21 protein-coding genes are annotated in these 25,572 nt (G+C 73.9%); 8 read left to right on the plus strand and 13 right to left on the minus strand.

From position 1 onward, the window contains the following. The first annotated feature begins 7 nt into the window (after nucleotides 1-7). Nucleotides 8-841 (plus strand): methyltransferase domain-containing protein, encoded by an 834-nt coding sequence (locus CC117_RS21720; RefSeq protein ID WP_071087028.1) that lies wholly within the window; start codon nucleotides 8-10, stop codon nucleotides 839-841. 75 nt (nucleotides 842-916) lie between these two features. On the opposite strand, the gene CC117_RS21725 is transcribed toward CC117_RS21720, so the two are convergent. The 5 genes from CC117_RS21725 to CC117_RS21745 form a co-directional block, all read right to left on the minus strand. After that, nucleotides 917-2,008 (minus strand): acyl-CoA dehydrogenase family protein, encoded by a 1,092-nt coding sequence (locus CC117_RS21725; protein WP_071087030.1) that lies wholly within the window; start codon nucleotides 2,006-2,008, stop codon nucleotides 917-919. After that, nucleotides 2,005-3,192, minus strand: coding sequence for an acyl-CoA dehydrogenase family protein (locus tag CC117_RS21730; RefSeq protein ID WP_071087032.1), 1,188 nt, complete (start codon nucleotides 3,190-3,192; stop codon nucleotides 2,005-2,007). The genes CC117_RS21725 and CC117_RS21730 overlap by 4 nt, the downstream gene beginning before the upstream one ends. Nucleotides 3,193-3,268: 76 nt before the next feature. Continuing rightward, nucleotides 3,269-4,486, minus strand: coding sequence for an acetyl-CoA C-acetyltransferase (locus CC117_RS21735; protein ID WP_071087034.1), 1,218 nt, complete (start codon nucleotides 4,484-4,486; stop codon nucleotides 3,269-3,271). Between the two features lie 238 nt (nucleotides 4,487-4,724). Then, on the minus strand, nucleotides 4,725-5,348 hold the full coding sequence (locus CC117_RS21740) for a TetR/AcrR family transcriptional regulator (RefSeq protein ID WP_198541937.1): 624 nt from the start codon (nucleotides 5,346-5,348) through the stop codon (nucleotides 4,725-4,727). A gap of 99 nt (nucleotides 5,349-5,447) precedes the next feature. After that, complete coding sequence (locus CC117_RS21745; protein ID WP_198541938.1) at nucleotides 5,448-6,794, minus strand: WD40 repeat domain-containing protein; 1,347 nt, start codon at nucleotides 6,792-6,794, stop codon at nucleotides 5,448-5,450. Between the two features lie 208 nt (nucleotides 6,795-7,002). On the opposite strand from CC117_RS21745, the gene CC117_RS21750 reads away from it, so the two are divergent. Next, complete coding sequence (locus CC117_RS21750; RefSeq protein ID WP_071087102.1) at nucleotides 7,003-7,290, plus strand: DUF4242 domain-containing protein; 288 nt, start codon at nucleotides 7,003-7,005, stop codon at nucleotides 7,288-7,290. 85 nt (nucleotides 7,291-7,375) lie between these two features. After that, entirely contained in the window at nucleotides 7,376-7,990 is a 615-nt protein-coding gene (locus CC117_RS39245; protein ID WP_071087039.1) for an AAA family ATPase, read from the plus strand. Nucleotides 7,991-8,176: 186 nt separating this feature from the next. On the opposite strand, the gene CC117_RS21760 is transcribed toward CC117_RS39245, so the two are convergent. Next, the gene (locus CC117_RS21760) at nucleotides 8,177-8,872 is read right to left on the minus strand and encodes an NUDIX hydrolase (RefSeq protein ID WP_071087041.1); all 696 of its coding nucleotides are present in this window, start codon (nucleotides 8,870-8,872) and stop codon (nucleotides 8,177-8,179) included. A gap of 87 nt (nucleotides 8,873-8,959) precedes the next feature. Then, nucleotides 8,960-9,781, minus strand: a complete 822-nt coding sequence (locus CC117_RS21765; RefSeq protein ID WP_071087043.1) for an SAM-dependent methyltransferase — start codon at nucleotides 9,779-9,781, stop codon at nucleotides 8,960-8,962. 200 nt (nucleotides 9,782-9,981) lie between these two features. On the opposite strand from CC117_RS21765, the gene CC117_RS21770 reads away from it, so the two are divergent. Beyond that, complete coding sequence (locus tag CC117_RS21770; protein ID WP_071087045.1) at nucleotides 9,982-10,995, plus strand: ATP-binding protein; 1,014 nt, start codon at nucleotides 9,982-9,984, stop codon at nucleotides 10,993-10,995. A gap of 248 nt (nucleotides 10,996-11,243) precedes the next feature. Continuing rightward, a complete protein-coding gene (locus CC117_RS21775; protein ID WP_071087047.1) occupies nucleotides 11,244-12,467 on the plus strand; it encodes an RCC1 domain-containing protein in 1,224 nt (407 codons plus the stop codon). 188 nt (nucleotides 12,468-12,655) lie between these two features. Here CC117_RS21775 and CC117_RS21780 read toward each other — a convergent pair whose 3' ends face one another. The 3 genes from CC117_RS21780 to CC117_RS21790 form a co-directional block, all read right to left on the minus strand. Then, nucleotides 12,656-14,899: a serine/threonine-protein kinase gene (locus CC117_RS21780; protein ID WP_071087049.1), complete on the minus strand. Its 2,244-nt coding sequence runs from the start codon at nucleotides 14,897-14,899 to the stop codon at nucleotides 12,656-12,658. An 11-nt stretch (nucleotides 14,900-14,910) separates the two neighbouring features. Further along, the gene (locus CC117_RS21785) at nucleotides 14,911-17,130 is read right to left on the minus strand and encodes a protein kinase domain-containing protein (RefSeq protein WP_071087050.1); all 2,220 of its coding nucleotides are present in this window, start codon (nucleotides 17,128-17,130) and stop codon (nucleotides 14,911-14,913) included. A gap of 133 nt (nucleotides 17,131-17,263) precedes the next feature. Continuing rightward, nucleotides 17,264-19,711: an NHL domain-containing protein gene (locus CC117_RS21790; RefSeq protein WP_071087052.1), complete on the minus strand. Its 2,448-nt coding sequence runs from the start codon at nucleotides 19,709-19,711 to the stop codon at nucleotides 17,264-17,266. Between the two features lie 207 nt (nucleotides 19,712-19,918). Between CC117_RS21790 and CC117_RS21795 the strand changes: the two genes are divergently transcribed. The 3 genes from CC117_RS21795 (at nucleotide 19,919) to CC117_RS21805 (ending at nucleotide 21,789) form a co-directional block, all read left to right on the plus strand. Next, on the plus strand, nucleotides 19,919-20,212 hold the full coding sequence (locus CC117_RS21795) for a protealysin inhibitor emfourin (RefSeq protein ID WP_071087054.1): 294 nt from the start codon (nucleotides 19,919-19,921) through the stop codon (nucleotides 20,210-20,212). A gap of 127 nt (nucleotides 20,213-20,339) precedes the next feature. Further along, the gene (locus CC117_RS21800; protein ID WP_071087057.1) at nucleotides 20,340-21,311 is read left to right on the plus strand and encodes a class II glutamine amidotransferase; all 972 of its coding nucleotides are present in this window, start codon (nucleotides 20,340-20,342) and stop codon (nucleotides 21,309-21,311) included. A gap of 1 nt (nucleotide 21,312) precedes the next feature. Beyond that, the gene (locus CC117_RS21805; protein ID WP_116287862.1) at nucleotides 21,313-21,789 is read left to right on the plus strand and encodes a TIGR03618 family F420-dependent PPOX class oxidoreductase; all 477 of its coding nucleotides are present in this window, start codon (nucleotides 21,313-21,315) and stop codon (nucleotides 21,787-21,789) included. A 14-nt stretch (nucleotides 21,790-21,803) separates the two neighbouring features. On the opposite strand, the gene CC117_RS21810 is transcribed toward CC117_RS21805, so the two are convergent. From CC117_RS21810 to CC117_RS21820, 3 genes are read right to left on the minus strand one after another with little or no spacing between them, the layout of a single operon-like run. Further along, the gene (locus CC117_RS21810; RefSeq protein ID WP_198541939.1) at nucleotides 21,804-22,853 is read right to left on the minus strand and encodes a threonine aldolase family protein; all 1,050 of its coding nucleotides are present in this window, start codon (nucleotides 22,851-22,853) and stop codon (nucleotides 21,804-21,806) included. Nucleotides 22,854-22,910: 57 nt separating this feature from the next. Further along, nucleotides 22,911-23,993, minus strand: coding sequence for an ABC transporter ATP-binding protein (locus CC117_RS21815; protein ID WP_071087061.1), 1,083 nt, complete (start codon nucleotides 23,991-23,993; stop codon nucleotides 22,911-22,913). Between the two features lie 13 nt (nucleotides 23,994-24,006). Then, the gene (locus CC117_RS21820; protein WP_116287857.1) at nucleotides 24,007-25,515 is read right to left on the minus strand and encodes an ABC transporter permease; all 1,509 of its coding nucleotides are present in this window, start codon (nucleotides 25,513-25,515) and stop codon (nucleotides 24,007-24,009) included. Between the last annotated feature and the right edge of the window lie 57 nt (nucleotides 25,516-25,572).

Consider the following 25,572-nt stretch of genomic DNA (forward strand, 5'->3'; position numbering starts at 1 on the left):
TCGCCGCGTGACTGATCGCACCCAGAATGCCGGCAACGACTATGCGCTGACCCTGAGCCCCCAGGAACTCGCGCGCTACCAGATCATGGCCGCGCAGGCGCGCGAGGACGAGGCGGCCGAATGGGCCGCCGCCGGGATCATCCCCGGCGCGCGGGTCGCCGACGTCGGCTGCGGTCCGGCCGCGATCACGGTGACCCTCGCGGCCGCGGTCGCCCCGGCCGGCACGGTGCACGCAGTGGACCGTGACCCGGCCGCGCTCACCCTGGGCCGCCAGGTCGTCGCTGGCGCCGAGGCCGGCAACGTGACGCTCTCGGAGGGGTCCGCCGAGGCCAGCGGCCTCCCCGCCGGCAGCTATGACACCGTCATGATGCGCCACGTGCTCGCCCACAACGGCGGCCGGGAGCAGGCGATCGTCGACCACCTCGCCACCCTCGTGAAGCCCGGCGGCTGGGTGTACCTGCTCGACATCGAGGCGTCCGCGATACGCCTGGTCGGCGACCCGCCGGCGGTGGCGGCGCTGGTCGAGCTCGACGACCGCTACCGGAGCTTCCACGCGGCGAAGGGCAACGACCTGTCCGTCGGCCTGCGTCTCGCCGGTCTTCTGCGCGCCGCCGGCCTGACGAGCGTGCACCAGCGGGGCTGGTACAACATCATCGAGCCGCCGCCCGGTCTGCGTCCCCCGGCCTGGGCCGCCATTCCCACGATGACGGCCGCCGGCCTCGTCGACGCCGACGACGTCGCCCGGTGGGAGAAGGGGTTCACCGAGCTGGACGCCGCCGTCGAACGCCCCACCATGTTCGTCCCGGTCTTCTCGGCGCGGGCCCAGCGACCCGCCCGTTAGCTGCCGGTCTCCGCCGACGCCCGGCGGCGGAAGGTCCCGGTGCGGAAGGTCCCGGTCTCGATTCCCAGCTGCCTGTCAGCTGTCCAGCCCGATCAGGGCCCCGAGCCGGGCCCGGTGGGTGTCCGGCGTGCCGAACGCGATCTGGTCGGCCTTGGCCCGCTTGAGATACAGGTGTACCGGATACTCCCAGGTCATCCCGATGCCGCCGTGGAGCTGCACCGCCTCCTCGGCGGCGGTGACCGCGAGGTCGCTGCAGTAGGCCTGCGCCACCGCGGTCGCCACCGGGAGATCCAGGTCGCCGGCCGCCAGGGCGGCGGCGGCGTGGCGGGCAGCGGCGTTCATGGACTCGACACCGGTGTACAGGTCGGCGAGACGGTGCTTGAGGGCCTGGAACCCGCCCAGTGCCCGGCCGAACTGCCGGCGTTCCTTGAGGAAGGCCACCGTCGTGTCGAGACACCAGCGGGCCACACCGAGCTGTTCGGAGGCGAGGAGCGCGGCCCCGGCCTCCAGGGCGCGGCGTATCGCGTGCTCGGCGTCGCCGAGCACGAGCTCGCCGGCCGCGTCGGCGAGGGTGACGTCCGCGAGCTGGCGGGTCATGTCCAGCGAGACGACCGGAACCACCCCGGCGACGGCGGTGTCGACGGCGTACACGGCGATGCCGGCGGCCGTCCGGACCGGCACCAGCAGCACGTCGGCCTCCAGGGCCCCCGCCACGCTGGTGATGGTGCCGGTGAGCCGGCCTCCCGCCCCGACCCGGATCGACGGCAGTGGCCCGTCGGGAACGGTCGAGAGCGGCACCAGGAGCGACGCGGTCGACGTCCCCGCGGCCAGCCGGGGCAGCAGGTCGGTCTGCGCCGCCAGGAGCAGGACGGTCGCGACGACGGAGCTGGTGAGGAACGGCACCGGCGCCGCGGCCCGGCCGAGCTCCTCCAGCACGACGGCGGCCTCACGCGCCGACGCCCCCGCACCGCCGCGGTCCTCGGGCACGAGCAGGCCGGCGAGACCGAGGTCGACGGCCAGTGCCTTCCACAGCCCGTCCAGCCCGGACCGGTCGCCGTCGTAGACCGCGGTCACCGCGGCCGGGTCGCAGTGGTCGGCGAGCACGTTGCGCACGGAGGAGCGCAGGTCGTCCTCGACGTCGCTGTAGAGGAGGTCGAGGTCGCTCACCGGGGCAGCTCCTTCCAGGGGATGTCCTTGTCGACCCGCGGCTCGGCGGGCAGGCCGAGGAGCCGCTCGGCGATGATGTTGCGCAGGATCTCCGACGTGCCGCCCTCGATGGAGTTGCCCCTGGCGCGCAGGTAGCGGTAGCCGGCGTCCCGGCCGGTCATGTCGACCTTGTCGGGCCGGGTCATGCTCCAGTCGGAGTAGCGCAGGCCGTCCTCACCGAGCAGCTCCAGTTCCAGCCCGCTGAGCTGCTGGTTGAGCCGGGCGAAGGTGAGTTTCATCGTCGCGCCCTCCGGGCCGGGCTGCCCGAGCGCGAGCTTCTGCCGCAGCCGCTGGCCGGTGAGCCGGGCGACCTCGGCCTCGACCCACAGCCCGAGCAGCCGGGCGTGCAGCTCGGGCGTCCGGCGCTGCGGGTTCGTCCGCCAGGTGTCGACCACCTCGCCGATCATGCCGCTCTCCCGGAGCGCGGCGCGGCCGCCGATCGCCACCCGCTCGTTGTTCAACGTGGCGTTGGCGACCTTCCACCCCGCCCCTTCGGCGCCGAGCCGGTGGCTGTCGGGAATCGACACGTCGGTGAGGAAGACCTCGTTGAACTCCGCCTCGCCGGTGATCTGGCGCAGCGGCCGGACGTCCACGCCGGGGTCGGTCATGTCGCACAGGAAGTAGGTCAGCCCGCCGTGTTTCGGCACGTCGGGGTTCGTGCGGGCGAGCAGGATCGCGAACCGGGCATGGTGGGCACCCGAGGTCCACACCTTCTGCCCGCTGACCACCCAGGTGTCACCGTCGCGGACCGCGCGGGTGGCGACAGCGGCCAGATCGGAGCCGGCACCGGGCTCGCTGAAGAGCTGGCACCAGATCTCCTCACCGGTCCACAGCGGCCGCAGGAAACGTTGTTTCTGCGCGTCGGTCCCGAACCTGAGGATGGTCGGCGCGGCCATACCCAGGCCGATGCCGTTGGCCTTCTTTCTGTTGTCCGGCGCCCCGGCGTCGTCGAAGAGGCCGTCCACCTCGGCCTGCAGGGCCTGCGGCAGGCCGAGCCCGCCGAGGCCCGCGGGGAACGACACCCAGGCCAGCCCGGCGTCGAACCGCGCGCGGAGCCAGGTCAGGCGCTCCGTCGTCGCCGGGTCGTGGGCGGCGAGGAACCGTTCCACGCGTCGGTGGAGTTCCTCAGGCAGGTCGTCGTTCATCGGGCCGGCCCCACGTTCTCACGCAGATCGCTGTTCATCGGGCAGGTCACGGTTCCTCCGCTCAACTCGGCTCCACTCAGCTCAGCCGCTCGAGGACCATCGCCATGCCCTGGCCCCCGCCGACACACATCGTCTCCAGCCCGAACTGCTTGTCGCGGTCCCGCAGCGAGTTGATCAGCGTGCTGGTGATCCGGGCGCCGGTCATGCCGAACGGGTGGCCGACCGCGATCGCGCCGCCGTTGACGTTCAGCCTGTCCTCGTCGATACCGAGCTCACGGGCCGACGCGATCACCTGGGCGGCGAAGGCCTCGTTGATCTCGACCAGGTCGATGTCGTCGATGGTGAGACCGGCCCGGGCCAGCGCCTGCTGGGAGGCCCGGACCGGGCCGAGCCCCATGATCTCGGGTGAGAGGCCCGTGACGCCGGTGGAGACGATCCGGGCCAGCGGCGTGATGCCCAGTGCCCTCGCCCTGACGTCCGACATGATCACCACCGCGGCGGCGCCGTCGTTGAGCGGGCAGCAGTTGCCGGCCGTGACCGTGCCGTCGGGACGGAACACCGGCTTCAGGGCCGCGACCGCCTCCAGAGTGACGCCGGCCCGCGGCCCGTCGTCGGCGGTGACCCGGGTGCCGTCGGGGAGGGTCACCGGGGTGATGTCACGGGCCCAGAAACCGTCCGCGATCGCCTTCTCCGCGAGGTTCTGACTGCGCACGCCGAACATGTCCTGATCGGCCCGGGTCACCCCTTTGAGCTCGGCGACGTTCTCGGCGGTCTGGCCCATCGCGATGTAGAGGTCGGGCAGCCGGCCCTCGTCACGGGGGTCGGCCCAGCTCTGGCCGCCGGCGGCGAACGTCTCGGTGCGGGCCTGTGCCTCGGCGAACGCCGGGTTGCGGGTGTCGGGCAGGTTGTCGGCGTTGCCCTTGAAGTACCGGCTCACGGTCTCGACCCCGGCGGAGACGAACACCTCGCCCTCCCCCGCCCTGATCGCGTGCAACGCCATCCGGGTGCTCTGCAGGCTCGAGGAGCAGTAGCGGTTCACGGTGGTGCCGGGCACGTGGTCCAGACCGGCCAGGACGGCGACGGCACGGCCCAGGTTGTGGCCCGACTCCCCTCCCGGCTGGCCGCAGCCGAGCACCAGGTCGTCGATGTCGGCCGTGTCGAGTTCAGGCACCCTGTCCAGCGCCGCCCGCACCATCTGGACGGCGAGGTCGTCCGGACGCATGTCCTTCAGGGAGCCCTTCACCGCGCGGCCGATCGGCGAGCGGGCGGTGGCGACGATCACGGCTTCCGGCATCGCGATTCCTTCCCTACGAACCAGGCGCTGCTGGGATCTACCTGATCCACTCCGCCACGGGACCTCGACGGGGCCGTCACGATCGGAGGCCACATACCGTCTGGTCGGTATTGAGGATGCCGGGGGTGCCCTGGCATGTCAACGGATACCCCGCCGAGGGCGTGGAGCCGGGCCGGCACTGCGCAGACACGGCGCCGACGCCGGGCTGGCGCAAGGTCAGCCCGGCGTCGGCGCCGTGTCAACGCGGGGTCAGGCTGGCCAGCAGGAGGTCGGCGAACGACCGGCCGATCTCGCGCTCGGAGAGCCTGCCCCGGGGCTTCCACCACATCGGCAGGTGGTGCACGGAGCCGAAGAAGTAGTCGACGATCAGGTCCGCGTCGACGTCGTCACGAAAGGCGCCGGAGGCCTGCCCCTCCTCGATCATGGCACGGAAGATCTGGTGGTAACGCCGGCGTTCGCGGCGCACCTCCTTCTGCTTCRCCTCGTTCAGCTGGTGCAGCGACCGGAAGAAGATCGTGGCGCTTTCGAGGTTCTCGATCGTCGTGACCACCACGTCGGCGGCCGCCGCGTGCACACGGTCCCCGATCGGCCCCTCGTGGGCGGCGGCCTTCTCGAGCCGGTCCGTCTGCATGCGCAGCACCCGCCCGTAGATCTCGTAGAGCAGGTCGTCCTTGGAGCCGAAGTAGTGGTAGAGCGCCCCCTTGGTCACCCCGGCCGCTGCCACCACGTCCTGGACCGAGGTCCCCTCGAAGCCCTTCTCGGCGAACAGTCTGAGCGCGACGCCCAGCAGCCGCTCGGGCACCGTCCGCCCGTCGACCGTGGACGGCGGGCGCCCCACACGGCGCGCGGGCTGGTCTGCCATCCGACTACTCCTCCTGGAGGCGACACAGTCAGACTATGCGGATCGGACGGTGAACCGGACGACGGAAGCCGGGCCGGTGCCGCCCAGCGGGCGGCCGGCTCAGCCGACCCGTGACGGCAGCGTCCGGACGATCTCGCCGGTGGCCAGGTCGCGAACCGTCACGAACCCCCTGGTGTCGCCGGTGGCCAGGTGGCGGCCGTCCGCGGACCGAGCCATGGACACGATCCCGCCCGGGTCGTCGACCGTACGCAGCAGCTCGCCGGAGGGCACCGCCCAGACCTGCACCGACTTGCGGTCCTGCCGCTCCCCCCTCGACGTCGTGTACGCCACCGCGGCCAGTTCTCGCCCGTCGGGCGAGAACGCCAGATCGCGGACATGACTGTCCAGGGGGGTCAGCTCGACCAGCTGGTTCTTTCCCGCTCCGTCCCAGACGACGATCCGTCCCCTGCCCGAGTCGACCCGGCCCGTGGCGTCGACGCCGTGGTCGGAGCCGGCGGCCAGGAATTCCCCGGTCGGGCTGAAGGCCACGGCGGTCGCCTGGTTCGGGTTGTTGCGCACGACCCGTAGACACCGGCCCGTCTCCACGTTCCAGATCCGCACCTTCTTGTCGTGGCCTGCGCTGGCCACCAGCCGGCCGTCCGGGTGGAAGGACGCCATGTCGACGAATGCCCGGTGGCCGGAAAGCCAGACGGGCTCACCGTCGCCGACGGTGTCCCAGATCCGTACCGTCCCGTCATGGCTGGCGCTCGCCACCCGGCGACCGTCGGGATGGTAAGCGACGTGTGTCACCGTGCGGCGGTGCTCGTCCGAGGTGTGGGCTTCGGTCCGCGACCCGGTCTCGACGTCCCAGATCCGGACTTTGTGGTCGTCGCCACCGGTCACGAGACGCCGGCCGTCCGGACTGAACGCGAGGGACGCGACGCGGCCGTCGTGAGCGCCGAGCCGATGACGGATTCGCCCCGTCACGGTGTCCCAGATCCGCACTGTCCCGTCCTGGTGCGCGCCGGCGAGGAGCGTGCCCGTCGGATCGAACGCGACCGCGGCCACCCAGGTGAACGTCCCGTTCTCGGCCGGCAGCGCACCCACGGCATCGTCGGAGTCCGGATAACGGTGGGACACGGACGGCACGGCGGACGGCGCGGCTCCCCGGGCCGCCTCGACAATATCGRCCTCCACCTCGGCCACCCATTCACCGGACAGGCGACTTACAACGATCGGATATGGTGTCGTATTTCCGACAACGTCGTAGCTCCCCTTGACGGTGATGACGACGCTCTGGTCGATTCCGTGTTTCTGCAGCACAATCCGGATTGCCTCGACGACCTCCTGGGCCCGCTCGCCACTCGGCAGCGAGGGGACAGTGAACATGATTTCCACATTGCTGGACATAGCGCCGGATAATACGAGAAAACCGCCGCACACCCCCAGCCTGGCCGCGATACCCACCACGGTGCTCCTACGGGGTCGTAACCCGCGCCTCCGTTCGACATTCCTTGCCGAAGCACGCGCTCCGTCTGGTGTGGGCTCTCTCTTCCCCCACGGCTGGGTACCCGGACCGCGAACATGGGGAGTCGCTCCGATGTCGGGACGCCCCGCCACGCCGAGAGTGGAGACACCGGACGGCAGCGGGCCGTCGGACCTGAAGGAGCAGGCCATGCCTCGCTTTGTCATCGAGCGTGAGATCCCCTGCGCCGGGAACCTCAGCCAGGAGCAGCTGGCCGAGATCGCGCAGACCTCCAACGAGGCCGTCGCGTCGCTGGGCGTGCCCTACACCTGGGTCAACAGCTACGTCACCGGCGACAAGATCTACTGCGTGCACGAGGCGGAGGACGCCGAGACCATCCTCGAGCACGCCCGCCGCGGTGGCTTCCCGGCCAACAACGTCTCGGCCGTCGCGACCGAGTTCGGCCCGCAGACCGCCGCGACCGCCCCGCAGCGGTGACCGCGGCCCCGATCACGGGGCCGACGCTCCGGCGGGGCGCTCGAACCTTTTCCTTCGGCGCCCCGCCCGCCTCTACCCTGAGCACGTGGATCTCCTCGAGCGGGACCGCGAGGTCGCCGTCGTCCGCGCGGCGATTGATGGGGCGACGGCCGGGCAGGGGTCGGGAGTCGCGGTCGCCGGGGAGTCGGGAGCGGGCAAGTCGGCCCTCCTCGCGGCGGCCCGAGCGGCCGCACCCGGCCCGCGTTTCCTCCTCGGCGGCTGCGACCCGCTCCTGACGCCCCGGCCACTCGGCCCGTTCCGCGACATCGCCGCGGCGGCAGGACTGGGACCGTTGCTGCCCGGTGAGGACAGGGCCACCGGGCAGGAGGCCGGCGGCCGCGGCGCGGAGCCGCCGCTCGCCGTCCGTCGTCCGTCGTCCGTCGTCCGCGAGCGGGCTCGCGCCCACCGCTGGGACGAGCTCGCGTCGGCCGGCTACTCCAGCCTCGACGTGGAACAGCGGCGTTACCGCGACGCCGAGCACGTCCTCGACGAATCCCTGCCGTTCACCGTCGCCCGCGGGCTGACCAACGCCGAGATCGCCACCCGCCTGTACATCTCGGTGAAGACCGCCGACCACCGCGTCTCCGCCATCCTCACCAAACTGGGCCTGCCCACCCGCCGGGCCGTGGCCCTGCGCGCCGACGAGCTCGGCCTCGTCTGACCACCCGAGCGGCAACGGACGACATCCAGGCGAGGCTTTCGGTCACGCCTACCTCGATCCGCCTGGCCGGTGATGAACTGCTGCCGGCCGCTCGCAGAGCCCCTCGCCCGGTAGCTGACAGTCGAAGCCCCACTCCCGTCCGTCCACTTTCTGCGCCCGAACGTATCGCCTGGCGGGAAAGCTCATCTACGCGTGGCGCTCATATCGCCAACCGGTGTTCAGCATCCACAGCCGATGGCGCGCGCCGTGCCGGGTGGTGTCCGCGGCGTCGTCGTACTCCCCGTCGCCGTGCCACATCGCCACCAGTCCCTCGGCCACCCGGACGAACCGGGTTTCGAACAGTTCGGGCGGTGCGGCCGCGGCGCTGGTGAGGACGTCCTCGACGCTGGCGTGCGGGGTGAGCGTCCACAGCGTCACCCAGGTCGGGGGCAGCAGGTCGAGGTCGCCGCGGTCGCGCGCGGCCAGGGCCTCCGCCGGTCGCACCCAGCAGTGCTCGGTGATCTCCCCGCCGTCCACCGCGACAGGCTGGTCGGGAGCGCGGCCGAGCAGAATCCAGGTGAGGAAGCGACGCGCCGCGGTGGCGGGCGGGCACCAGCGCGCCAGGGGGATCAGCGCTGCGCCGTCGATCACCAGACCGGCCTCCTCTGCCGTCTCCCGCACGGCGGCACGTCGGGCCGCCGCCAGCTCGGCGGACGCCGCCCCGACGATCCCGCCATCGACGTCGCCGTCACCAGCATCGACTCGCCCGCCGGGGAAGACCCAGGCACCCGGCGCGAAGGATGCGGTGAGGCTGCGCCGCAGCATCAGTACCTCCGGGCCCGACGGCCGGTCGCGCAGCAACACGGCACTGGCGGCGGGCACGAGTGACGGTGGCTGTGTCATGCGGCCGATCGTAGGACCGTTCCCGAGGCAGATCCGCCGCCGAGCCCTGCGGCACCTCGCGGGTGGCCTTCGCCGGCTCCCCCTCGATCAGCCGGATGGCTCCGCGGCGCGGTACAGAGGTCGCCTGCTGTAGTCGACCGGTATGGAGGTGATCGGCTCGTCGGGTATCCGGTCGGTGTGGCGGCGGGCAATCGCACGCACATAGCCGAGGTGGCGCCCCTGATCGGCGGTGAGCGCGTCGATCTCCACGCTGTTGTCGGGCGCGACCGCGTGCTGCCAGCCCAGCCAGTGCCGCCAGCCGTCGGGCATGGTGTCGGCCAGGTCCACCTGGACGACCGCGCTGCGTTCCCAGTGCCGCCGCCACCAGTCGGCCGAGTGCAGGCAGGCCATGCTCGGTTCCCACCAGGTCGTGAGGTGGTCGGGAACCGAGCCGTCGAACTCCCCGACCAGGCCGGCGCCGGCGATGCCGATCGGCCCGCCGGGCCGCACGAACCGCGCGAGGTAGTTCAGGTAGAGGTCGTCGGTGCCGTAGTACACGAACGAGTCGATGCTCACCACCGCGTCGAAGAAGCCGGCGGCGAACGGCAGCGCCCGGGCGTCGGCGTGCAGGGGGAAGACGGCATCCTGCGCGCCGGCGTCCCGGATGCGCTCCAGGCGCTCGTCGACGCCGAACCAGAGGTCGACTGCCCATACCTGGACGTCGAACTCCTGATGCAGGAAGACGGACGACGCGCCGCGGCCGCATCCGAGATCGAGGACCCTCATCCCCGGCCGCAGCTCCATCTCCTCGGTGAGCCACTCCGTCAGCCAGAGGGGGTTCGCCCCGCCGCTCACCCCCGCGACGACCCAGTCCGGGTGGTATCGCGAGCTACGCGGAAAGCGCGGCGACGCCAGCTGATCGACGATCATTCCTGTGCTCCTCGGGTTCCGGCTGAGCGAGCGAGGAGGGATGCACCTCCGGCGGCGCCCGCCCTGTTCCAGGCACACCGCCCGGAACACGATGATCCACCCTGCGCCGACCGGCCACCACCCTGCGCGAGTAATGGAAACGATAACGGTTACGATGCTGCTCTGATCGCGGCAACGCCGCCACGACCTCGGAGCCCACCATGAAGATCGCCTTCGTCGGCAAGGGCGGCAGCGGGAAGACCACGCTCTCCGCGCTGCTGTGCCGCCATCTCGCCTCGCTCGGCCGCCCCGTCCTGGCCATCGACGCCGACATCAACCAGCACCTCGGCGCCGCGCTCGGCGCCGCGGACACCGCCGGCACCGTCGCGCCGCCGATGGGCGAGCACCTCGACGAGATCAAGGACTACCTGCGGGGCAGCAACCCGCGCATCCCGTCCGCCGCCCTGATGGTCAAGACCACGCCACCCGGGCCGGGATCACGCCTGCTGTCGGTCACGGAATCGAACCCGCTCTGGGAGCGGTTCGGCGTCGACGTCAACGGGATCCGGCTGCTCGCCACCGGCGCGTTCACCGAGTCCGACCTCGGTGTGGCCTGCTTCCACTCCAAGCTCGGCGCCGTCGAGTTGCTGCTCAACCACCTCACCGACGGCGCCGACGAGTACGTCGTCGTCGACATGACCGCCGGCGCCGACGCGTTCGCCTCCGGACTGTTCACCCGCTTCGACCACACCTTCCTCGTCAGCGAACCGACCAGGAAGGGCGTCGCCGTGCACCGCCAGTACCGCGAGTACGCCACCGGCTTCGACGTCACGATGTCCGTTCTCGGCAACAAGATCACCGACGCGGCCGACATCACGTTCCTCCGCGACCAGGTCGGCGACGATCTACGCGTCTGCTTCCACCAGTCCGCCCCCGTCCGGGCACTCGAACAGGGCCGCCCGTTCCACCTCGACGACCTCGAACCCGCCAACCGGGCCGCCCTGACCGAGGTGCAGGCCGCGGTGGACGCCACCGTCCGCGACCCGCATCGTTTCCTCACGCAGATGCACGAGATCCACCGCCGCAACGCCCGCGCCTGGGCCAACGACACCATCGGAACCGATCTCACCACCCAGATCGACCCCGACCACCAACCGCCGTACCCGCCGGCTCCCACGCCGCGCAGCGCAGCAGCCGCCGTCGGCGCCGCCAGTCAGGCCGCCCTCACGGTGTGAACAATCCACCGGCCGGGCCGTCCCGCACGACCCACGGGGGCGGTCCGGCCGCGCCGGGACCTGACGGAAAGCCACCGGCGAGGCGGACGTCGCGGACCACCCTCGTCATGATGATCACCGCTATGGCCGCGCTACAACACGCGGGCATAGCGAACATATAAACAAGCCAAATTCATCGAGAGGTCATGTCGCTACGCTCCGTGACCATCGGGTGTCAAGGTGACGCCCAACGGCTCGGAGGAGCGGAGATGTCTCGTCGACCACGGCGGATCGGGACACTGGCGGTGGTGATGGCCGCAGCCGGAGTAGTAAGTCTGCCAGCGGCCGCAAGCGCCGCCCCGGACGCAGGCACGGGATCGCCCGGCGCCGAGTACRCCTTCGCGCCCAGCTACACAGCCCGGGCCTGGGGAGCCAACACCGCCGGGCAGCTGGGCAACGGCAGCACCACCGCCAGCCTCATCCCTGTCCCCGTCACCGAGCTCACCGGCCTCGATGACGCCCGGGCCATCGCGGGCGGGAACGAAAGCGCCTATGCCCTGCACAGCGACGGCACCGTCTGGGCCTGGGGCCTGAACGACGCCGGCCAGCTCGGCAACGGCACCCAGACCAACAGCACCGTCCCCGTCCAGGTGATCGGCCTGACCGGTATCCGCGCGATCGCCGCCGACCGCGGCAGCGCCTACGCCCTGCGCCGCGACGGCACCGTCTGGGCCTGGGGCCTGAACGACGCCGGCCAGCTCGGCAACGGCACCCAGACCAACAGCACCGTCCCCGTCCAGGTGATCGGCCTGACCGGTATCCGCGCGATCGCCGCCGACCGCGGCAGCGCCTACGCCCTGCGCCGCGACGGCACCGTCTGGGCCTGGGGTGACAACACCTACGGCCAGCTCGGCGCGGGCGCCGGGGCCACCAGTCTGCTTCCCGTGCAGATCACCGGCCTGTCCAGCATCCGTGCCGTGGCGGCCCGCGGCGGCAGCACCTACGCCCTGCGCAGCGACGGCACCGTCTGGGCCTGGGGCCTGAACAGCGTCGGCCAGCTCGGCAACGGCACCACCGGTACCAACGGCCTGTTCCCCACCCCCGTGAGCGGCCTGACCGAGGTCCGCAGCATCGCCGCCGGCATCGGCACTGCCTACGCGCTGCGCAGCGACGGCTCCGTCTGGGCGTGGGGCCTGAACGACGCCGGCCAGCTCGGCAACGGCGTCGCCGGCACCATCGGCCCGCTGGCTGTGCCCGTCACCGGGGCCACCGGCCTCATCGGCGCCGTCTCCATCGCCGCCGGCGACAGCACGGCGTACGCGGTGCGCTGGGACGGCACCGCCTTCGCCTGGGGCGAGGGCAGCCTGGGCCAGCTGGGCATCGGGCTCGCCGTCGACAGCGCGTATCCCGTTCCGGTTCCCGGCGTCGCCGACGCCCGGGCCGTGGCGGGCGGCAGGACCAGCGGCTACGCGATCGTCGGCGACTGGTACTAGGCGCCGCGGCGCCACTGGGAGACCGCCCCTCCGGATCCGGCGAGGCCGGGGTGACATCGTCCGTCACCCCGGCCTCGGCCGTGTCCGGGGTCCTGCTCGGCGTGCGGGGTCTGCGAGCGCAGGGGCCGTGTTCCCTTCCCGGATACCCGGGACCGGGGACCAGGCGCCGAGGGTCGGTCCTTCGTGGATCAGTCGTGGAGGCGGGTGATCACGCCGTCCGGGCCGACCCGGCGGATCGTGGTGCCGGTCTCGCCGATGTAGAGGACGCCCGAGGCGTCGACGAGGACCCGTGCGGGCGACCACATCCGGGCGGTGGTGGCGGGGCCGCCGTCGCCGCTCGACCCGAGCTCACCGGTGCCGGCAACCGTCGTGACCACCCCGCCCAGGTCGATGCGGCGCACCCGGTTCCCGCCGGACTCGGCGACGTAGAGGTTCCCCGCCCGGTCCACCGCCAGTGCGGACGGCCCGCTCGGCAGGCTCAGCGCGTCACCGCCATCCGCCGGGCCACCGCCAGGAGGAACGGCCGGGGCGGCGCCGGCCAGCGTGCGTGGCGTGCCGTCCGGTTCAAGGACCTGCACCCGGTCAGCGGTGTAGTCGGTGACGAAGACCCGCCCGTCGCGCACCTCGACGTCGCCGATGCTGGCCGCCACCGGCGGGACGGACGCCTCCTCGGGTGCCGGGTCGTCGACCTCGCCGGGCCGCAGGGTGCGGCCGACCATCCGGGTCACGCCGGCGCGGTCGAGCCGGTACACCCCGCCTGCCCCCGTCAGGTACAGGTCGCCGCCGGGATCCGCGGCGATCGGCCCGGGCACCACCCCGAGGGACACCTCGGTGCCGCGGGCGCCGTCGCGCAGCACACCGGAGCCACCCCCGGCCACCGTGGTGATCACCCCGTCGGGGCCGATCCGCCGAATCCGCTGGTTACCGCCGTCGGCGAGGTACACGGTGCCGTCCCCGGCGACCGCGACGTCGGTCACTCCGCGCAGCCGCGCGGTCGTCGCCGGCCCGCCGTCCCCGGTCGAGCCCGCGACACCGGTGCCGGCCACGGCGGACACCGTTCCGTCCAGAGCCAGCCGCAGCAGCCGGTTTCCCGACCGGTTGACCACGTAGAAGCCACCGGACGGGGCGAGCGCCCAGGCCTGGATGGCGTCCAGGACCGGCGGCGCGGGCGGACCACCCGCGCCCGGTGCCGGTGTGCCCGGGGGCGCGCCGTCCGCGGGGGAGCCTGGCGCCGCGGTGCGATGGTCGCCGCCACGGGCGAGTAGGACCACCACGACAGTGACGACGACCAGGAGCGCGGCCGTCGCGGCGACGGCCGCACGGCGCCGGGCCTGGCTGCGGCCGGCGGCGTACGGGGTGCCCTCGAACAGGTTGCGGGACGCCGCGGCAGCCCCCGGCGGCCGGCCCGGGTGCGCGGGCAGCGGCGGCACGGCACGGTCGGGGGGCAGCTCGGTGGACGTGCCCGGGCCCGGGACGGACGGCGCCGCGGCGGCGGCGGCATGGTCCGGGTGGGTGGTGGGAGCGGGTGCCGGGGTGAAGCGTGGCGCGGCGCCGGTCTCGGCGGTCGCGGGGGTGGCGGCGGATTCGGGGAGGTGGATGACCAGGCTGCTGTCCGCCGGCCAGCCTGGCCCGAACAGGCTGGCCGCGGCGGCGCCCAGTGCCTGGGCGAACGTGCGGGCGTCCGCCGGACGGTCCGCGGGGTTCTTCGCCAGTGCCCGCAGCACGAGGTCGCGCACCGCCGGCGGGACGGCGGCGGGTACCGGCGGGTCCACCTCGCGCTGGTGGCGCAGCAGCTCCGGCACGGACAGCGCGGCGTCGAACATCGGACGTCCGGCGACCAGCTCGTAGAGGACGGCGCCGAGCGCGTACAGGTCCGTCGCGGGGCCGACGGTCCCGCCGGCGATCTGCTCGGGTGCCATGTAGCGGGGGGAGCCGACGACCCGGCTGACCGTGCCCGCCGCGTCGTCGAGGATCTTCCCGATGCCGAAGTCGGCGAGCTTGGGCTGCCCGGTCTCGGTGAACAGGATGTTGTCGGGTTTGATGTCGCGGTGCAGCACCCCGTGGGCGTGGGCGTGCGCGAGCGCGTCGGCGACGGCGGCGCCGACCGCGAGGGCCGCCGCGGCGGACAGCCGATGCTGCGACAGGGTGCCCCCGCCGAGCATCTCCATCACCAGCAGGCACAGGTCGTCCTGCACGACACAGTCGTAGATCCGCACGATGTGTGGATGGTCGAGGCGGCTGAGGATCCGCGCCTCGGCGCGGAACCCGCGCTCGGCCGCCGACGGGGCGACGAGCACCTTGACCGCGACRGTGCGGTCGAGGTCGAGGTGCCGCCCGGCGAGGACGAGACCGAACGAGCCGGCGCCGAGCTGCTCGCCGAGGGTGTAGCGGGGCAGCGCCCGGGCGATGCGGGCGCGGTCGACGGCGGGCACGGCGTGCCGCCCTACCTGACCCGCACGGCGCGGACCCGGCCGTCCACCGCGTCGGTGATGTAGAGGTTGCCGGCCTGGTCCAGGGTCAGGCCGCCGGGGTAGACCAGTTCGGCGTCGGCGGCCGGCCCGCCGTTGCCCGAGTACTTCGACACCCCCGTTCCGGCGAGGGTGGTGATGGTCCCGTCGGGGGTGATGCGCCGCACCCGGTGGTTGCCCGGGTCGGAGAGGTAGACGACGCCGGCGGCATCGACCGCGACATCGGCGCCGACGGTGTTGATGGCGGCGCGGGCCGCCGGGCCCCCGTCGCCGCTGAAGCCCTCCTGCCCGGTGCCGGCGACGGTGCTGATCACACCGGCCGGGTCGATGCGGCGCAGCCGGTAGTTGTCCTGGTCCACGACGTACAGGCTGCCGTCGGGGCCGTCGGCCAGCGCACACGGGTAGCTGAATCGGGCGGCGGCGGCCGGGCGGCCGTCACCGGTGTCGTCGCCGGTGTCCCCGGGCGCACCTGTGCCGGCGACGGTGGTGATGATCCCGTCCAGGCCGATCCGGCGGATCCGGTTGTTCTCCCCGTCGGCGACGAGCAGGCTCCCGCCCGGCTCCAGCAGCACCGTGTTCGGGTAGTTGAGCATCGCGTCCACCGCCGCGACGCCGTCCCCGGAGTAGGTGAGGCCGTCCTCGCTGACCTCCCCGGCGAAACCGAAGTCGTCCCGGCCCGCGATGGTGGTGATGATCCCGTCGACGCCGACCCGGCGGATGCGGTGGTTGGCCTTGTCGGCGATGAACAGCGTGCCGTCGGGGGCCACCGCGACGCTGGACGGGCTGTCCAGCGAGGCGCTGGTGGCCGGYCCGCCGTCCCCCAGCCAGCCGGCGGTCCCGTTGCCGGCCACGGTGGTGATCGTGCCCGCGCGGTCGATGCGGCGGATCCGGTGGTTGTCGGTGTCGGCAACGTAGACCGCGCCGCGGGCGGCATCGACGGTCAGGTCGCTGGCCGAGTCGAGCTCGGCCTGCGCGGCCGGCCCGCCGTCGCCGGAGAAACCCTCGGACCCGGCACCGAACACGGTCGTGATCGTGCCCGCCGCCAGCGCCGGCTGCCACGCGGGGGGCGGCGCTGGCCGCGGCGGCGGGGCCGGATCGGGCCGGCCCCACACCGCCCAGCCGGTGCCACCGCCGGCGAGCAGCGCCAGCGCGACGGCCGCCGCCGTCACCGCCACGGGCACCCGCCCGCCCGGCATCCCTCCCCCACCCGGACCACCCGTGTCGACTGTGCCGGGCGGGCCGGCGGGGATGCCGGTGGGGGTGCCGGCAGCCGCGGTGGGCGCGGACCGGTCCTGGGGGCGGGGCAGGCGGGGCAGGCGCCGGGTGGTGAGCTGGCGGACGTCCGCCCCGAGGTGGACGGGGAGGCCGGCCCGGTCGAGCCAGTGCCGGCCGAACACACTGGTGGCGGCCCTGGCCAGCTCGAAGGCGAACATCCGGGCGCCGGCCGGCCGGTCCTCGGGCCGCTTGGCCAGGCAGCGCAGCAGCAGCGCCCCCAGCGGGGCCGGCACGCCCGGCGGGGGCGGCGGGACGACCTCGGTGTGGTGGCGCAGCAGCACCGGCAGGGGCAGCTCGGGCGGCGCCAGCCGCGTCCCGGTGAACAGCTCGTAGAGCACGACCCCGAGCGCGTACAGGTCGGTCGCGGGGCCGAGCCGCTGGCCGGTGATCTGCTCCGGCGCCATGTAGCGCGGGGTGCCCACCACCCGGCTGGCGGTGGACGCCGACCCCTCGAAGACCTTGGAGATCCCGAAGTCGGTGAGCTTGGGCTGCCCGTCCCGGGTGAACAGGATGTTGGCCGGCTTGATGTCGCGGTGCAGCACCCCGTGCGCGTGGGCGTGTGTGAGGGCGTCGGCCACCGCGAGGCCGACCGCGCAGGCCGCCTCCGGGCGCAGCGCCCGGTGCGCCAGGGTGCCGCCGGAGAGCATCTCCATCACCAGCAGGCACAGGTCGCCGCGCACGACACAGTCGTAGGTCCGCACGATGTGCGGGTGGTCGAGCCGGCTGAGCAGCCGGGCCTCGGTGCGGAAGTCCACCGCCGCGCCCGGGTCCGGGCTGGTGAGGACCTTGACGGCGACGGGGCGGTCAAGCTCCTGGTGGTAGCCCGCGAGGACCAGCCCGAAGGCCCCCGACCCCAGCTCGCCGCCGATCCCGTAGCCCGGCAGGGCCGCGGCCACGCGCCCGCGGTCGACAACCGGCACCGCAGTCTCCCGTCCTCGATCGTCTCGTCATGGTCCTCGGGGCGCTCCCACCGCGCCCGCCTGTTCCCGCTGTCCGGTGCCGCCGCCCCGCCRCACCACCTGGCCGGCGGGGCGGGGCGGGGCCGACGCCGGGTCAGCCGGGCCCGGTCAGGTGCACGTGCAGCACCAGGTTGCGGCGGCGGTCGGTGACGAAGAGGTCTCCGGTCGGGTCGAGCGCGACGGGACCGTCGGGGCTGATCGCCGTCGGGTCGACGTCGTCGCGCTTGCCCGGGCGGGCGGTGCCCGCGACCGTGGTGATCACGCCGTCGGCGTCGACCCGGCGGATCCGCCGGTTGGTGCGGTCGGTGATGTACAGGATGTCGTGGGCGTCGATCGCGATCCCCCGCGGGGAGCGCAGGGTGGCCTCGGTGGCGGGCCCGCCGTCGCCGGAGTAGCCCGGCCGGCCGGTGCCGGCCACCGTCTCGATCACCCCGTCCAGCCCGATCCGGCGGATCCGGTTGTTGTCCGAGTCGGCGATGTAGAGCCGGCCGAAGTGGTCCAGCGCCACGCTGATCGGGAACGCCAGCAGCGCCTCGGACGCCGGTCCGCCGTCGCCCGCCGAACCCTCGCCGTCGGTTCCGGCCAGGGTGGTGATGGTCCCGTCAGGGGTGACACGGCGGATCCGGTTGTTCGCGGTGTCGGCGATGAACACGGTGCCGTCGCGGCCGGCGACGACCCCGCCCGGATACCACAGCGCGGCGTCGGTGGCCCGGCCCCCGTCACCGCTGAACGCGTGCTCGCCGTTGCCGGCGACGGTGGTGATGATCCCGGCCGGGTCCACCCGGCGGATCCGCTGGTTGAAGGTGTCGGCGATGAGAATGTTGCCGGCCGAGTCGAGCGCCAACGCCGAGGGATGGCTCAGCTGGGCCTGGGTCGCCGGCCCGCCGTCGCCGGCGAAACCCTCCACGCCGGTCCCGGCGACCGTGACGATGGTGCCGTCCGCCGAGATCCGCCGGATCCGGTTGTTGCCGAAGTCGGCGACGTAGATGTTGCCGGCCCAGTCGGCGACCATGCCGTAGGGCCCGTCGAGGGCCGCCGAGCCGGCCGGTCCACCGTCGCCGGCGAACCCGGCGGTGCCGGTGCCGGCCACCGCGACCACCGGGAAGGGCGGCGGCGCGGGCAGCGGCGGCGGCGGGCCGGCGGGTGCGGCCGGCCCGGGACCGCTGTTCCCCGCGGGCGGCCGCGGCGGGGCAGCCGCGTCGCCGCCGCCCGCCAGCGGAATCGTCAGCGCGGCCACGGCCCCGGCGAACGCCACCCCCGCCGCGGCCAGGATCGCCGCCCGCCGCGTCCGCGCGGACGACTGCTCCCGTCCGGGTGGTTCAGGCCGCCCGCTCAGGTCGGAGAGCAACGGCGGGTGGCCCGGATCGGGGGATGGCGGTGGCGTGCCCGGCCCGGTGTGGCCCGGTGTGGGGATGGCGGGCGGGACCGGGTCGGCTAACAGGGAGGTGACCGGCGGCAGCGGTGGATCCCCCAGCCGGGTGGTGCGATCCGCCGGATCATCATCCTGGCTCTGGCTCTCGCCCGCCCCCGCCATCGCTGGGGCCACCGCCACCCGGGGGGCGGCACTCGCCGGCGCCGCGGCGGCTGTCTGCTCCTGCAGGCCGGCGCTGATCTGCAGCGGGACACCAGCCTGGGCGAGCCAGTCGCGGCCGTAGTCCACCTGGGCGGCGTCGGCCAGCTCCATCGCGAACGGACCCGGGCCGCGGTGCCGTTCCCCCGGCTCCTTCGCCAACGCCCGGGCCAGCACCGCCGCGACCCTCGGCGGCACTCCCGGCGGAGGCGGCGGCACCACCTCGCAGTGATGGAGGAACAACTCCGGCGCGGTCAGCCCGGCGCCGAACAGCGGCGCTCCGGCCAGCAGCTCGTACAGGGCTGCGGCCAGGCCGTAGACATCGGTGGCGGGCAGCAGCCGGCCGCCCGTGACCTGCTCGGGTGCCAGGTACTGGGCGGTGCCGACGACCTGCCCGGCGGCCAGCCCGGTGCCCGCCAGCAGCCCGGCGACCCCCACGTCGGTGAGCACCGGGCGCCCGTCCGCCGTGAACAGGACGTTGGCGGGTTTCACATCCAGGTGCAGCACCCCGGCGGCGTGGGCGTGCATCAGCGCGTCGGCGACGGCCACCGCCACGGCCACCGCGGCCGGTGGGGTCAGGCTCTGGCGGGCCAGCGTGCCGCCGGGCAACAGGTCCGTCACCAGGACGCACAGCCCGTCCACCGGGACGACATCGAGCACCCGGCACAGGTGGGGATGCGCCAGGCCGGTCAGCACCCCCGCCTCCGCCGCCGGGTCGACCGACTGCCCCGCGCCGGCGCCCAGATCCAGGATCTTGACAGCCACGTCGAGGCTGCGGCCGGCACGGCCGCTGCCGTCGCCCGGCGCTGTTCCCGCGGGCAGCCCGACCGCCTCCACGGAGCTGGCGGGAGACTGCTGCGCCGGTAGCTGCTGCGCGGCGAGCACCAGGCCGACACTGCCGCTGCCCAGCTCCCGGCCGAGGCGGTAGCCCGGCAGCGCCGCGGCCACCCGCGCACGATCGATGATCGGCACTGCCCGGCCTCCCCGTCGCCGTTCCACCATCCGGCGGCGCGGCCCGCCGCGCCACTGCCACCACCGTGCCTGTCCACCCCCCGAGGTGCCGGATGCTAGCAAAAGCTCCCAGACCCACCACCGGCGCGTGGCGGTATCTCCCCCACCCCCGACCAGACCATGCCGTGGGCCGGGTACCGGCCGCCGCCGGCGGGCAGGATGAACGGCATGCGGGTGGAACTGGAACGCAGCGGCGGGTTCGCGGGGATGACCCGGCGGGCCGTCCTGAACACAGCGGATCTCGACCCGGCCCTGGCACAGGCCGCCGAGACAGCGCTCGACGCGCTGCCGTGGGACCAGCCACCCGCCCCGGCCACCACCCGGGACACGTTCCAGTTCACCGTCCGGCTCCTCGACGGCGCGGGCCACGGCCGCACGGCCGTCATTCCCGAATCGGTGCTGCCGCCGGCGCTGCGCCCGCTCACCGACCAGCTCGCCACCCGTCGCGCGCCCCGTCCCTGACCACCCCCGCCCGGCCGGGGGGTAGGCCTGGCCCGGCGGCGGGAACACCCAGGGGCACGCCGACCGCGGCCGTCCGACGTCCGTCCCCGGGCCGGGCGGGGCCGGCACCGAACGGGGGGCTGGACGAATGTGTCGACTCCTGGGGCTCACCAGCGCCCCCACCCGCGCGCGGGCGACCTTCTGGCTGCTCGACGCACCCGACAGCCTCGATCAGCAGAGTCACCGCAACCCCGACGGCACCGGCCTGGGCGTCTTCGACACCGCCGGCCACCCGGACGTCTTCCGCGCCCCGATCGCGGCCTGGGAGGACCGGCAGTTCGCCGCCGAGGCCCGGCACTGCCGCTCGACGACGTTCGTCGCCCACGTCCGCCATGCCTCCACCGGTGCCCTGGAGGTCCGCAACACCCACCCGTTCAGCCAGGACGGACGCCTGTTCGCCCACAACGGCGTCATCGAGGACCTGGACCACCTCGACGCCCACCTCGGCCCGGCCCGCGACCTCGTCGCCGGCGACACCGACTCCGAACGCTTCTTCGCCCTGATCACCGCCGAGACCGCCCGCGCCGGCGGTGACCTGGGCCGCGGCATCACCGCCGCGGCCCGCTGGGTCGCCGCGAACCTGCCCGTCTACAGCATCAACCTGGTGGTCACCACCCCGACCGAACTGTGGGCACTGCGCTACCCGGACACCAACACGCTCTACCTGCTGCGCCGCCAGCCCGGCGGCCACCACGGCGGACGTCCGCTGGATCATGTCGACGCCGCGGGCGCCACCCGGCTGCACTCGAAGGACCTCGCCACCGCAGCCTCCGTCGTCGTCGCCAGCGAACCGATGGACGAACATCCCGACTGGCGGGCGCTGCGCCCGGGTGAACTGGTCCGTGTCCTGCCCGGTCAGATCACCACCACCCGGATCACCCTGCCCGACCCGCCGGCGCACCCGCTCACCCTGGCGGATCTGCGCCCCGAAGCCGCCGCCTCCCAGACCGCCGGTTCCCACACCGCGGCAGCCCGGGCCACGACGTCCCAGGCCGCAGGGGCCGATGGTCCGGCCGCTGCCGGCACCGGCGACACCCACCCGACCCGTGACGCTCGGTAACATGGTCGTTGTGACGACCGTCGATGCCGCGTTCCAGGCGGCCGCCGAACTGGCCCGGGCCGACAGCGGCCTGGCCGTCATCTCCACCCTGCGGGCGGACGGGACCATCCAGGCGTCGGTGGTCAACACCGCTTTCCTGCCCGCCCCGCTGCTGCCCGTCCCACCCGGCCCGCCGGGCCCGCTGGTCGCGTTCGTGACCTACGGCCGGGTGAAACTCGCCCACCTGCGTCGGCGGCCCCAGATCAGCGTGACCGTCCGCGCCGGGTGGCAGTGGGCCACCGTCGAGGGCACCGCCAGCCTCGTCGGACCGGACGACCCGCACCCCGCGGTGGACGCCGACCGGCTACGGCTGCTGCTCCGCGAGATCTTCACCGCGGCCGGTGGCACCCACGACGACTGGGACGCCTACGACCGGGTCATGGCCGAGCAACGGCGCACCGCCGTCTTCGTCACCCCGTCCCGGATCTACGGCCCCTGACCTGGCCGGCCGCCCTACCTCGGCAGGGGCGGCAGCTCGCGCAGCAGCGGTGCGAGGACGCCCCCGGCCCGGCTGACCGCGGCGTCGTCGACGTCGAGATGGGTCACGATCCGCGCGGTCGTCGGGCCGACGGTGCCGACGAGCACCCCGCCGGCCGCCGCCCGCCCGGCGAACGCGTGGGCGTCGGGGACGTCCACCAGCACCATGTTGGTCTCGGTCAGCTCCGGGTGGACCCGTCCCGGGGCCACGTCCGCGAGCAGCTCCGCCAGCTCGCCGGCCCGCCGGTGGTCGTCCGCCAGCCGCTCGAGGTGATGGCGCACCGCGTACAGGCCCGCCGCGGCGAGCACCCCGGCCTGCCGCATCCCGCCGCCGAGCCGCTTGCGCCACTCCCGGGCCCGCTCGACCAGATCGGCGTCCCCCACGACCAGCGAGCCGACCGGCGCGCCCAGCCCCTTCGACAGGCACACCGACAGCGTCCCGAAGATCTCCCCCAGCCGGCCCGGTGGCACCCCGAGCGCCACCGCGGCGTTCCACAGCCGTGCCCCGTCGCAGTGCAGCACCACCCCGGCCTGGTCGGTGATCACGCGCAGCCGCTCCAGCCGGTCCAGCGCCCACACCCGGCCACCGGCCCGGACCTGGGTGTTCTCCACCGCCAGCACACTCGTGCGGATCATGTTGTACGTCTGCCCGCCCGGGAACGCGCGCAGCTGCGCCGCCACCTCCGCCAGGTCGAGGGCGTCGGCGAGGCCGGTCAGGGTGCGGGTCTGCACGCCGCCGAGCGCGGCGAGCCCACCCAGCTCGTAGGTCACGATGTGCGCGTCGACGTCCGCGACGATCTCGGTGCCGGCCGGGGCGCTGGCCCGCAGCGCACAGAAGTTCCCCATCGTCCCGCTCGGGACGAACAACGCCGCCTGGTGCCCCAGCAGCCCGGCGACATGCTCCTCCAACGCCCGCACGGACGGGTCCTCACGGTAGACGTCGTCGCCCACCTCGGCCTGCGCCATCGCCTGGCGCATGCCGGACGTCGGACGGGTCACGGTGTCACTGCGCAGATCGACGCTCACGCCTCCGACGTTAGCCCTGCGGTACGGGCCACCGGACAAACCCGCCGGCCCACCGGGTCAGGCGGCGGTGAACGCGGTGACCGGGCCGTCGACGGCCACCCGCACGCGGGCGCCCGGTTCGGGAAGCCGGTTCCCCGGAACGCGTGCCGTCACGGTGCGGCCGGAACCGTCGAGCCGGAGCTGCACGGTGGCGTCGTGGCCGAAGTAGCTCACCGCGGTGACCAGGGCGGCGACCCCGGCCTGGCCACCGTCACGGGCGTCCTCCTCGGCGGCGGCACCGCCGCCGTCCGCCGCGCCGTCCACCCTGATCTGCTCGGGTCGGACGAGGAGCCGCGCCGCGCCCTCGACCGACCCGGTACGCACGGCGAGCTCGCCGAGGTCGCAGGAGGCGGTGCGTCCGGTGACCACCGCGGGCACGAACACCGCCGCCCCGACGAAGGCCGCGACCACCGGACTCGCGGGGGCACGGTAGATCTCCTGCGGCGGTCCCGCCTGGACGATGCGGCCGGCGGACATGACCGCGGCCTGATCCGCCAGGGACAGCGCCTCGTTCTGGTCGTGCGTCACCAGCAGCGCGGTCGTCCGGTTGATGCGCAGGGCCTCGACGACAGCCCGGGCGGTGCTCAGGCGCAGGGCGGCGTCCAGCGAGGAGAACGGCTCGTCGAGCAGCACCAGGGACGGGCGCGGAGCCAGTGCCCGGGCCAGCGCGACCCGCTGCTGCTGCCCGCCGGAGAGCTGGTGGGGAAACCGGTGGGCCAGGCTCGCGTCCAGGCCGACCAGGTCGAGCAGCTCCGCGGCCCGGCGACCGGCGCGCCGGTCGGCGCGCGGCAGGCCGAACCCGATGTTGGCCGTCACGTCCGCATGCGGGAACAGCGCGCCTTCCTGCGGGACGTAGCCGACCCGCCGCCGCTGGGCGGGGAGGCTGCGACCGGGGCCGAACACCCGTTCTCCGCCGAAGTCGATCGTGCCGCCGTCCGGGTCGCCGAATCCCGCCACGAGTCGCAGCAGCGTGGTCTTGCCGCAGCCCGACGGCCCGAGCACGGCCGTCACGGTGCCGTCGGGCACCTGCAGGTCGACACCGGCGAGCGCGGTCGTCGCGCCGAAACTCTTGGTCACCTGGCTGACGGTCAACGCTGTCAAGGGTCTCTCCTGGTCACGGGCCTCTCCGGGCAGACCGGGTCAGCAGGAACGTCGCCGGGGCCGACAGCAGCACCATCAGCCCGGCGTACGGGGCGGCCGCGCCGTAGTCGATGTCGTTGGTGTTGCTCCAGAACTCGGTCGCCAGGGTCCGGGTGCCGGTCGGGGACAGCAGCAGGGTCGCGGTGAGCTCGGTGACCACGGCCAGGAAGACCAGGATCGCTCCGGCGCCGACGCCCGGGGCGATCAGCGGCAGGGTGACCCGCCACCAGACCCGTGCCGGGCGCAGGCCCAGGGCTCGGGCCACGTCGTCGAGAACCGGCGGCGCCTGGGCGACCGCGGCCCGCAGCGCGACCGTGGCCCGCGGCAAGAACATGATCGAGTATGCCGCGATCAGCAGTGCGGTGGTCTGGTAGACGGCCGGCAGCACCCGCAGGGAGACGGTGACGAGCGCGAGCGCGACAACGATGCCGGGCAGCGCGTTGGCGGTGTACGTACTGCGTTCGAGCAGCGTCCCGATTCGGCCGGGGTGGCGCACCGCGAGCCAGGCGACGGGCAGCGCCAGCACCACCGTGGTCAGCGCGCCGGCGAGACCGAGGCCCGCCGCGGTGACGGTGGCGGTGGCGAGGTCCGCGGCGGGGAAGGCGGTGGACGTCCCCACCACCAGCCAGCGGACGATGCTCGCCAGCGGGATGCCCAGTGCCAGCAGCACGACCGCGCCGAGTCCGGCCAGCGCGGGCACGGCGAACCAGCCGAGCCGGGCGGGGACCGCCGGGCGGCTGCTGCCCGGCCCGAGCCGGGCGTAGCGGTGCCGGCCGCGCAGGCCCAGTTCCGCGACCACCAGCACCCCGCAGTACAGCACGAGGACGCCGGCGAGCATGTTCGCCGCCGCGCTGTTGAACGACGAGCGGTACTGGTCGTAGATGGCCGTGGTGAAGGTGGGGAACCGCAGCATCTGCAGCGCGCCGAACTCCGCGAGCAGGTGCAGCCCCACCAGCAGCGCCCCGCCGAGCAGCGCGGGGCGCAGCTGCGGCAGAACGACCCTGGCGAAGGTCCGCCACGGCCCGAGCCCGAGGGAGCGGGCCGACTCCTCCAGGGCCGGGTCCAGCCCTCGCAGGGCCGCCCCGACGGGGAGGTACACCAGCGGGTAGTAGGCGAGTGTGACGATCAGCAGCGCACCCGGGTACCCCTGGGCCGCCGAGGTGAGCGAGACCCACCCGAAGCTGACGACGAACGCCGGCACCGCCAGCGGCGCGGCGAGCAGCACGTGCCAGACCCGTCGGCCCGGCAGGTCCGTCCGTTCGACGAGCCACGCGGCGGCCGTGCCGAGGACGGCGCTGCTCGCCATACCGCCGGCGACGAGCTCGGTGGTGTTGACGAGAAGCTCTCCCACCCTGGGCCGGACGAGCAGCCGCCACGCCTCCGACCAGCCCACGCTGATCGTGTACCCCACGACGAAGAACAGCGGGACGGCCGCCAGCAGTGCGACGAGCACGCAGGCCAGCAGCAGCGGGCGCGGGTACACCCGGGGGCGGGAGCGCCGCCCCCGGGTCCCGGTGTCGGTAACGGCCGTGAGATGGCT

Source organism: Parafrankia colletiae, from assembly GCF_001854655.1.
In the GTDB taxonomy this organism is placed as follows: Bacteria; Actinomycetota; Actinomycetes; order Frankiales; family Frankiaceae; genus Parafrankia; species Parafrankia colletiae.

Bases quoted from the DNA above. Each gene is read 5' to 3' on its own strand.
- CC117_RS21730 (WP_071087032.1), bottom strand. From the start codon at position 3,192: ATGAACGACGACCTGCCTGAGGAACTCCACCGACGCGTGGAACGGTTC.
- CC117_RS21735 (WP_071087034.1), bottom strand. From the start codon at position 4,486: ATGCCGGAAGCCGTGATCGTCGCCACCGCCCGCTCGCCGATCGGCCGC.
- CC117_RS21750 (WP_071087102.1), top strand. From the start codon at position 7,003: ATGCCTCGCTTTGTCATCGAGCGTGAGATCCCCTGCGCCGGGAACCTC.
- CC117_RS21760 (WP_071087041.1), bottom strand. From the start codon at position 8,872: ATGACACAGCCACCGTCACTCGTGCCCGCCGCCAGTGCCGTGTTGCTG.
- CC117_RS21765 (WP_071087043.1), bottom strand. From the start codon at position 9,781: ATGATCGTCGATCAGCTGGCGTCGCCGCGCTTTCCGCGTAGCTCGCGA.
- CC117_RS21770 (WP_071087045.1), top strand. From the start codon at position 9,982: ATGAAGATCGCCTTCGTCGGCAAGGGCGGCAGCGGGAAGACCACGCTC.
- CC117_RS21795 (WP_071087054.1), top strand. From the start codon at position 19,919: ATGCGGGTGGAACTGGAACGCAGCGGCGGGTTCGCGGGGATGACCCGG.
- CC117_RS21800 (WP_071087057.1), top strand. From the start codon at position 20,340: ATGTGTCGACTCCTGGGGCTCACCAGCGCCCCCACCCGCGCGCGGGCG.
- CC117_RS21805 (WP_116287862.1), top strand. From the start codon at position 21,313: ATGGTCGTTGTGACGACCGTCGATGCCGCGTTCCAGGCGGCCGCCGAA.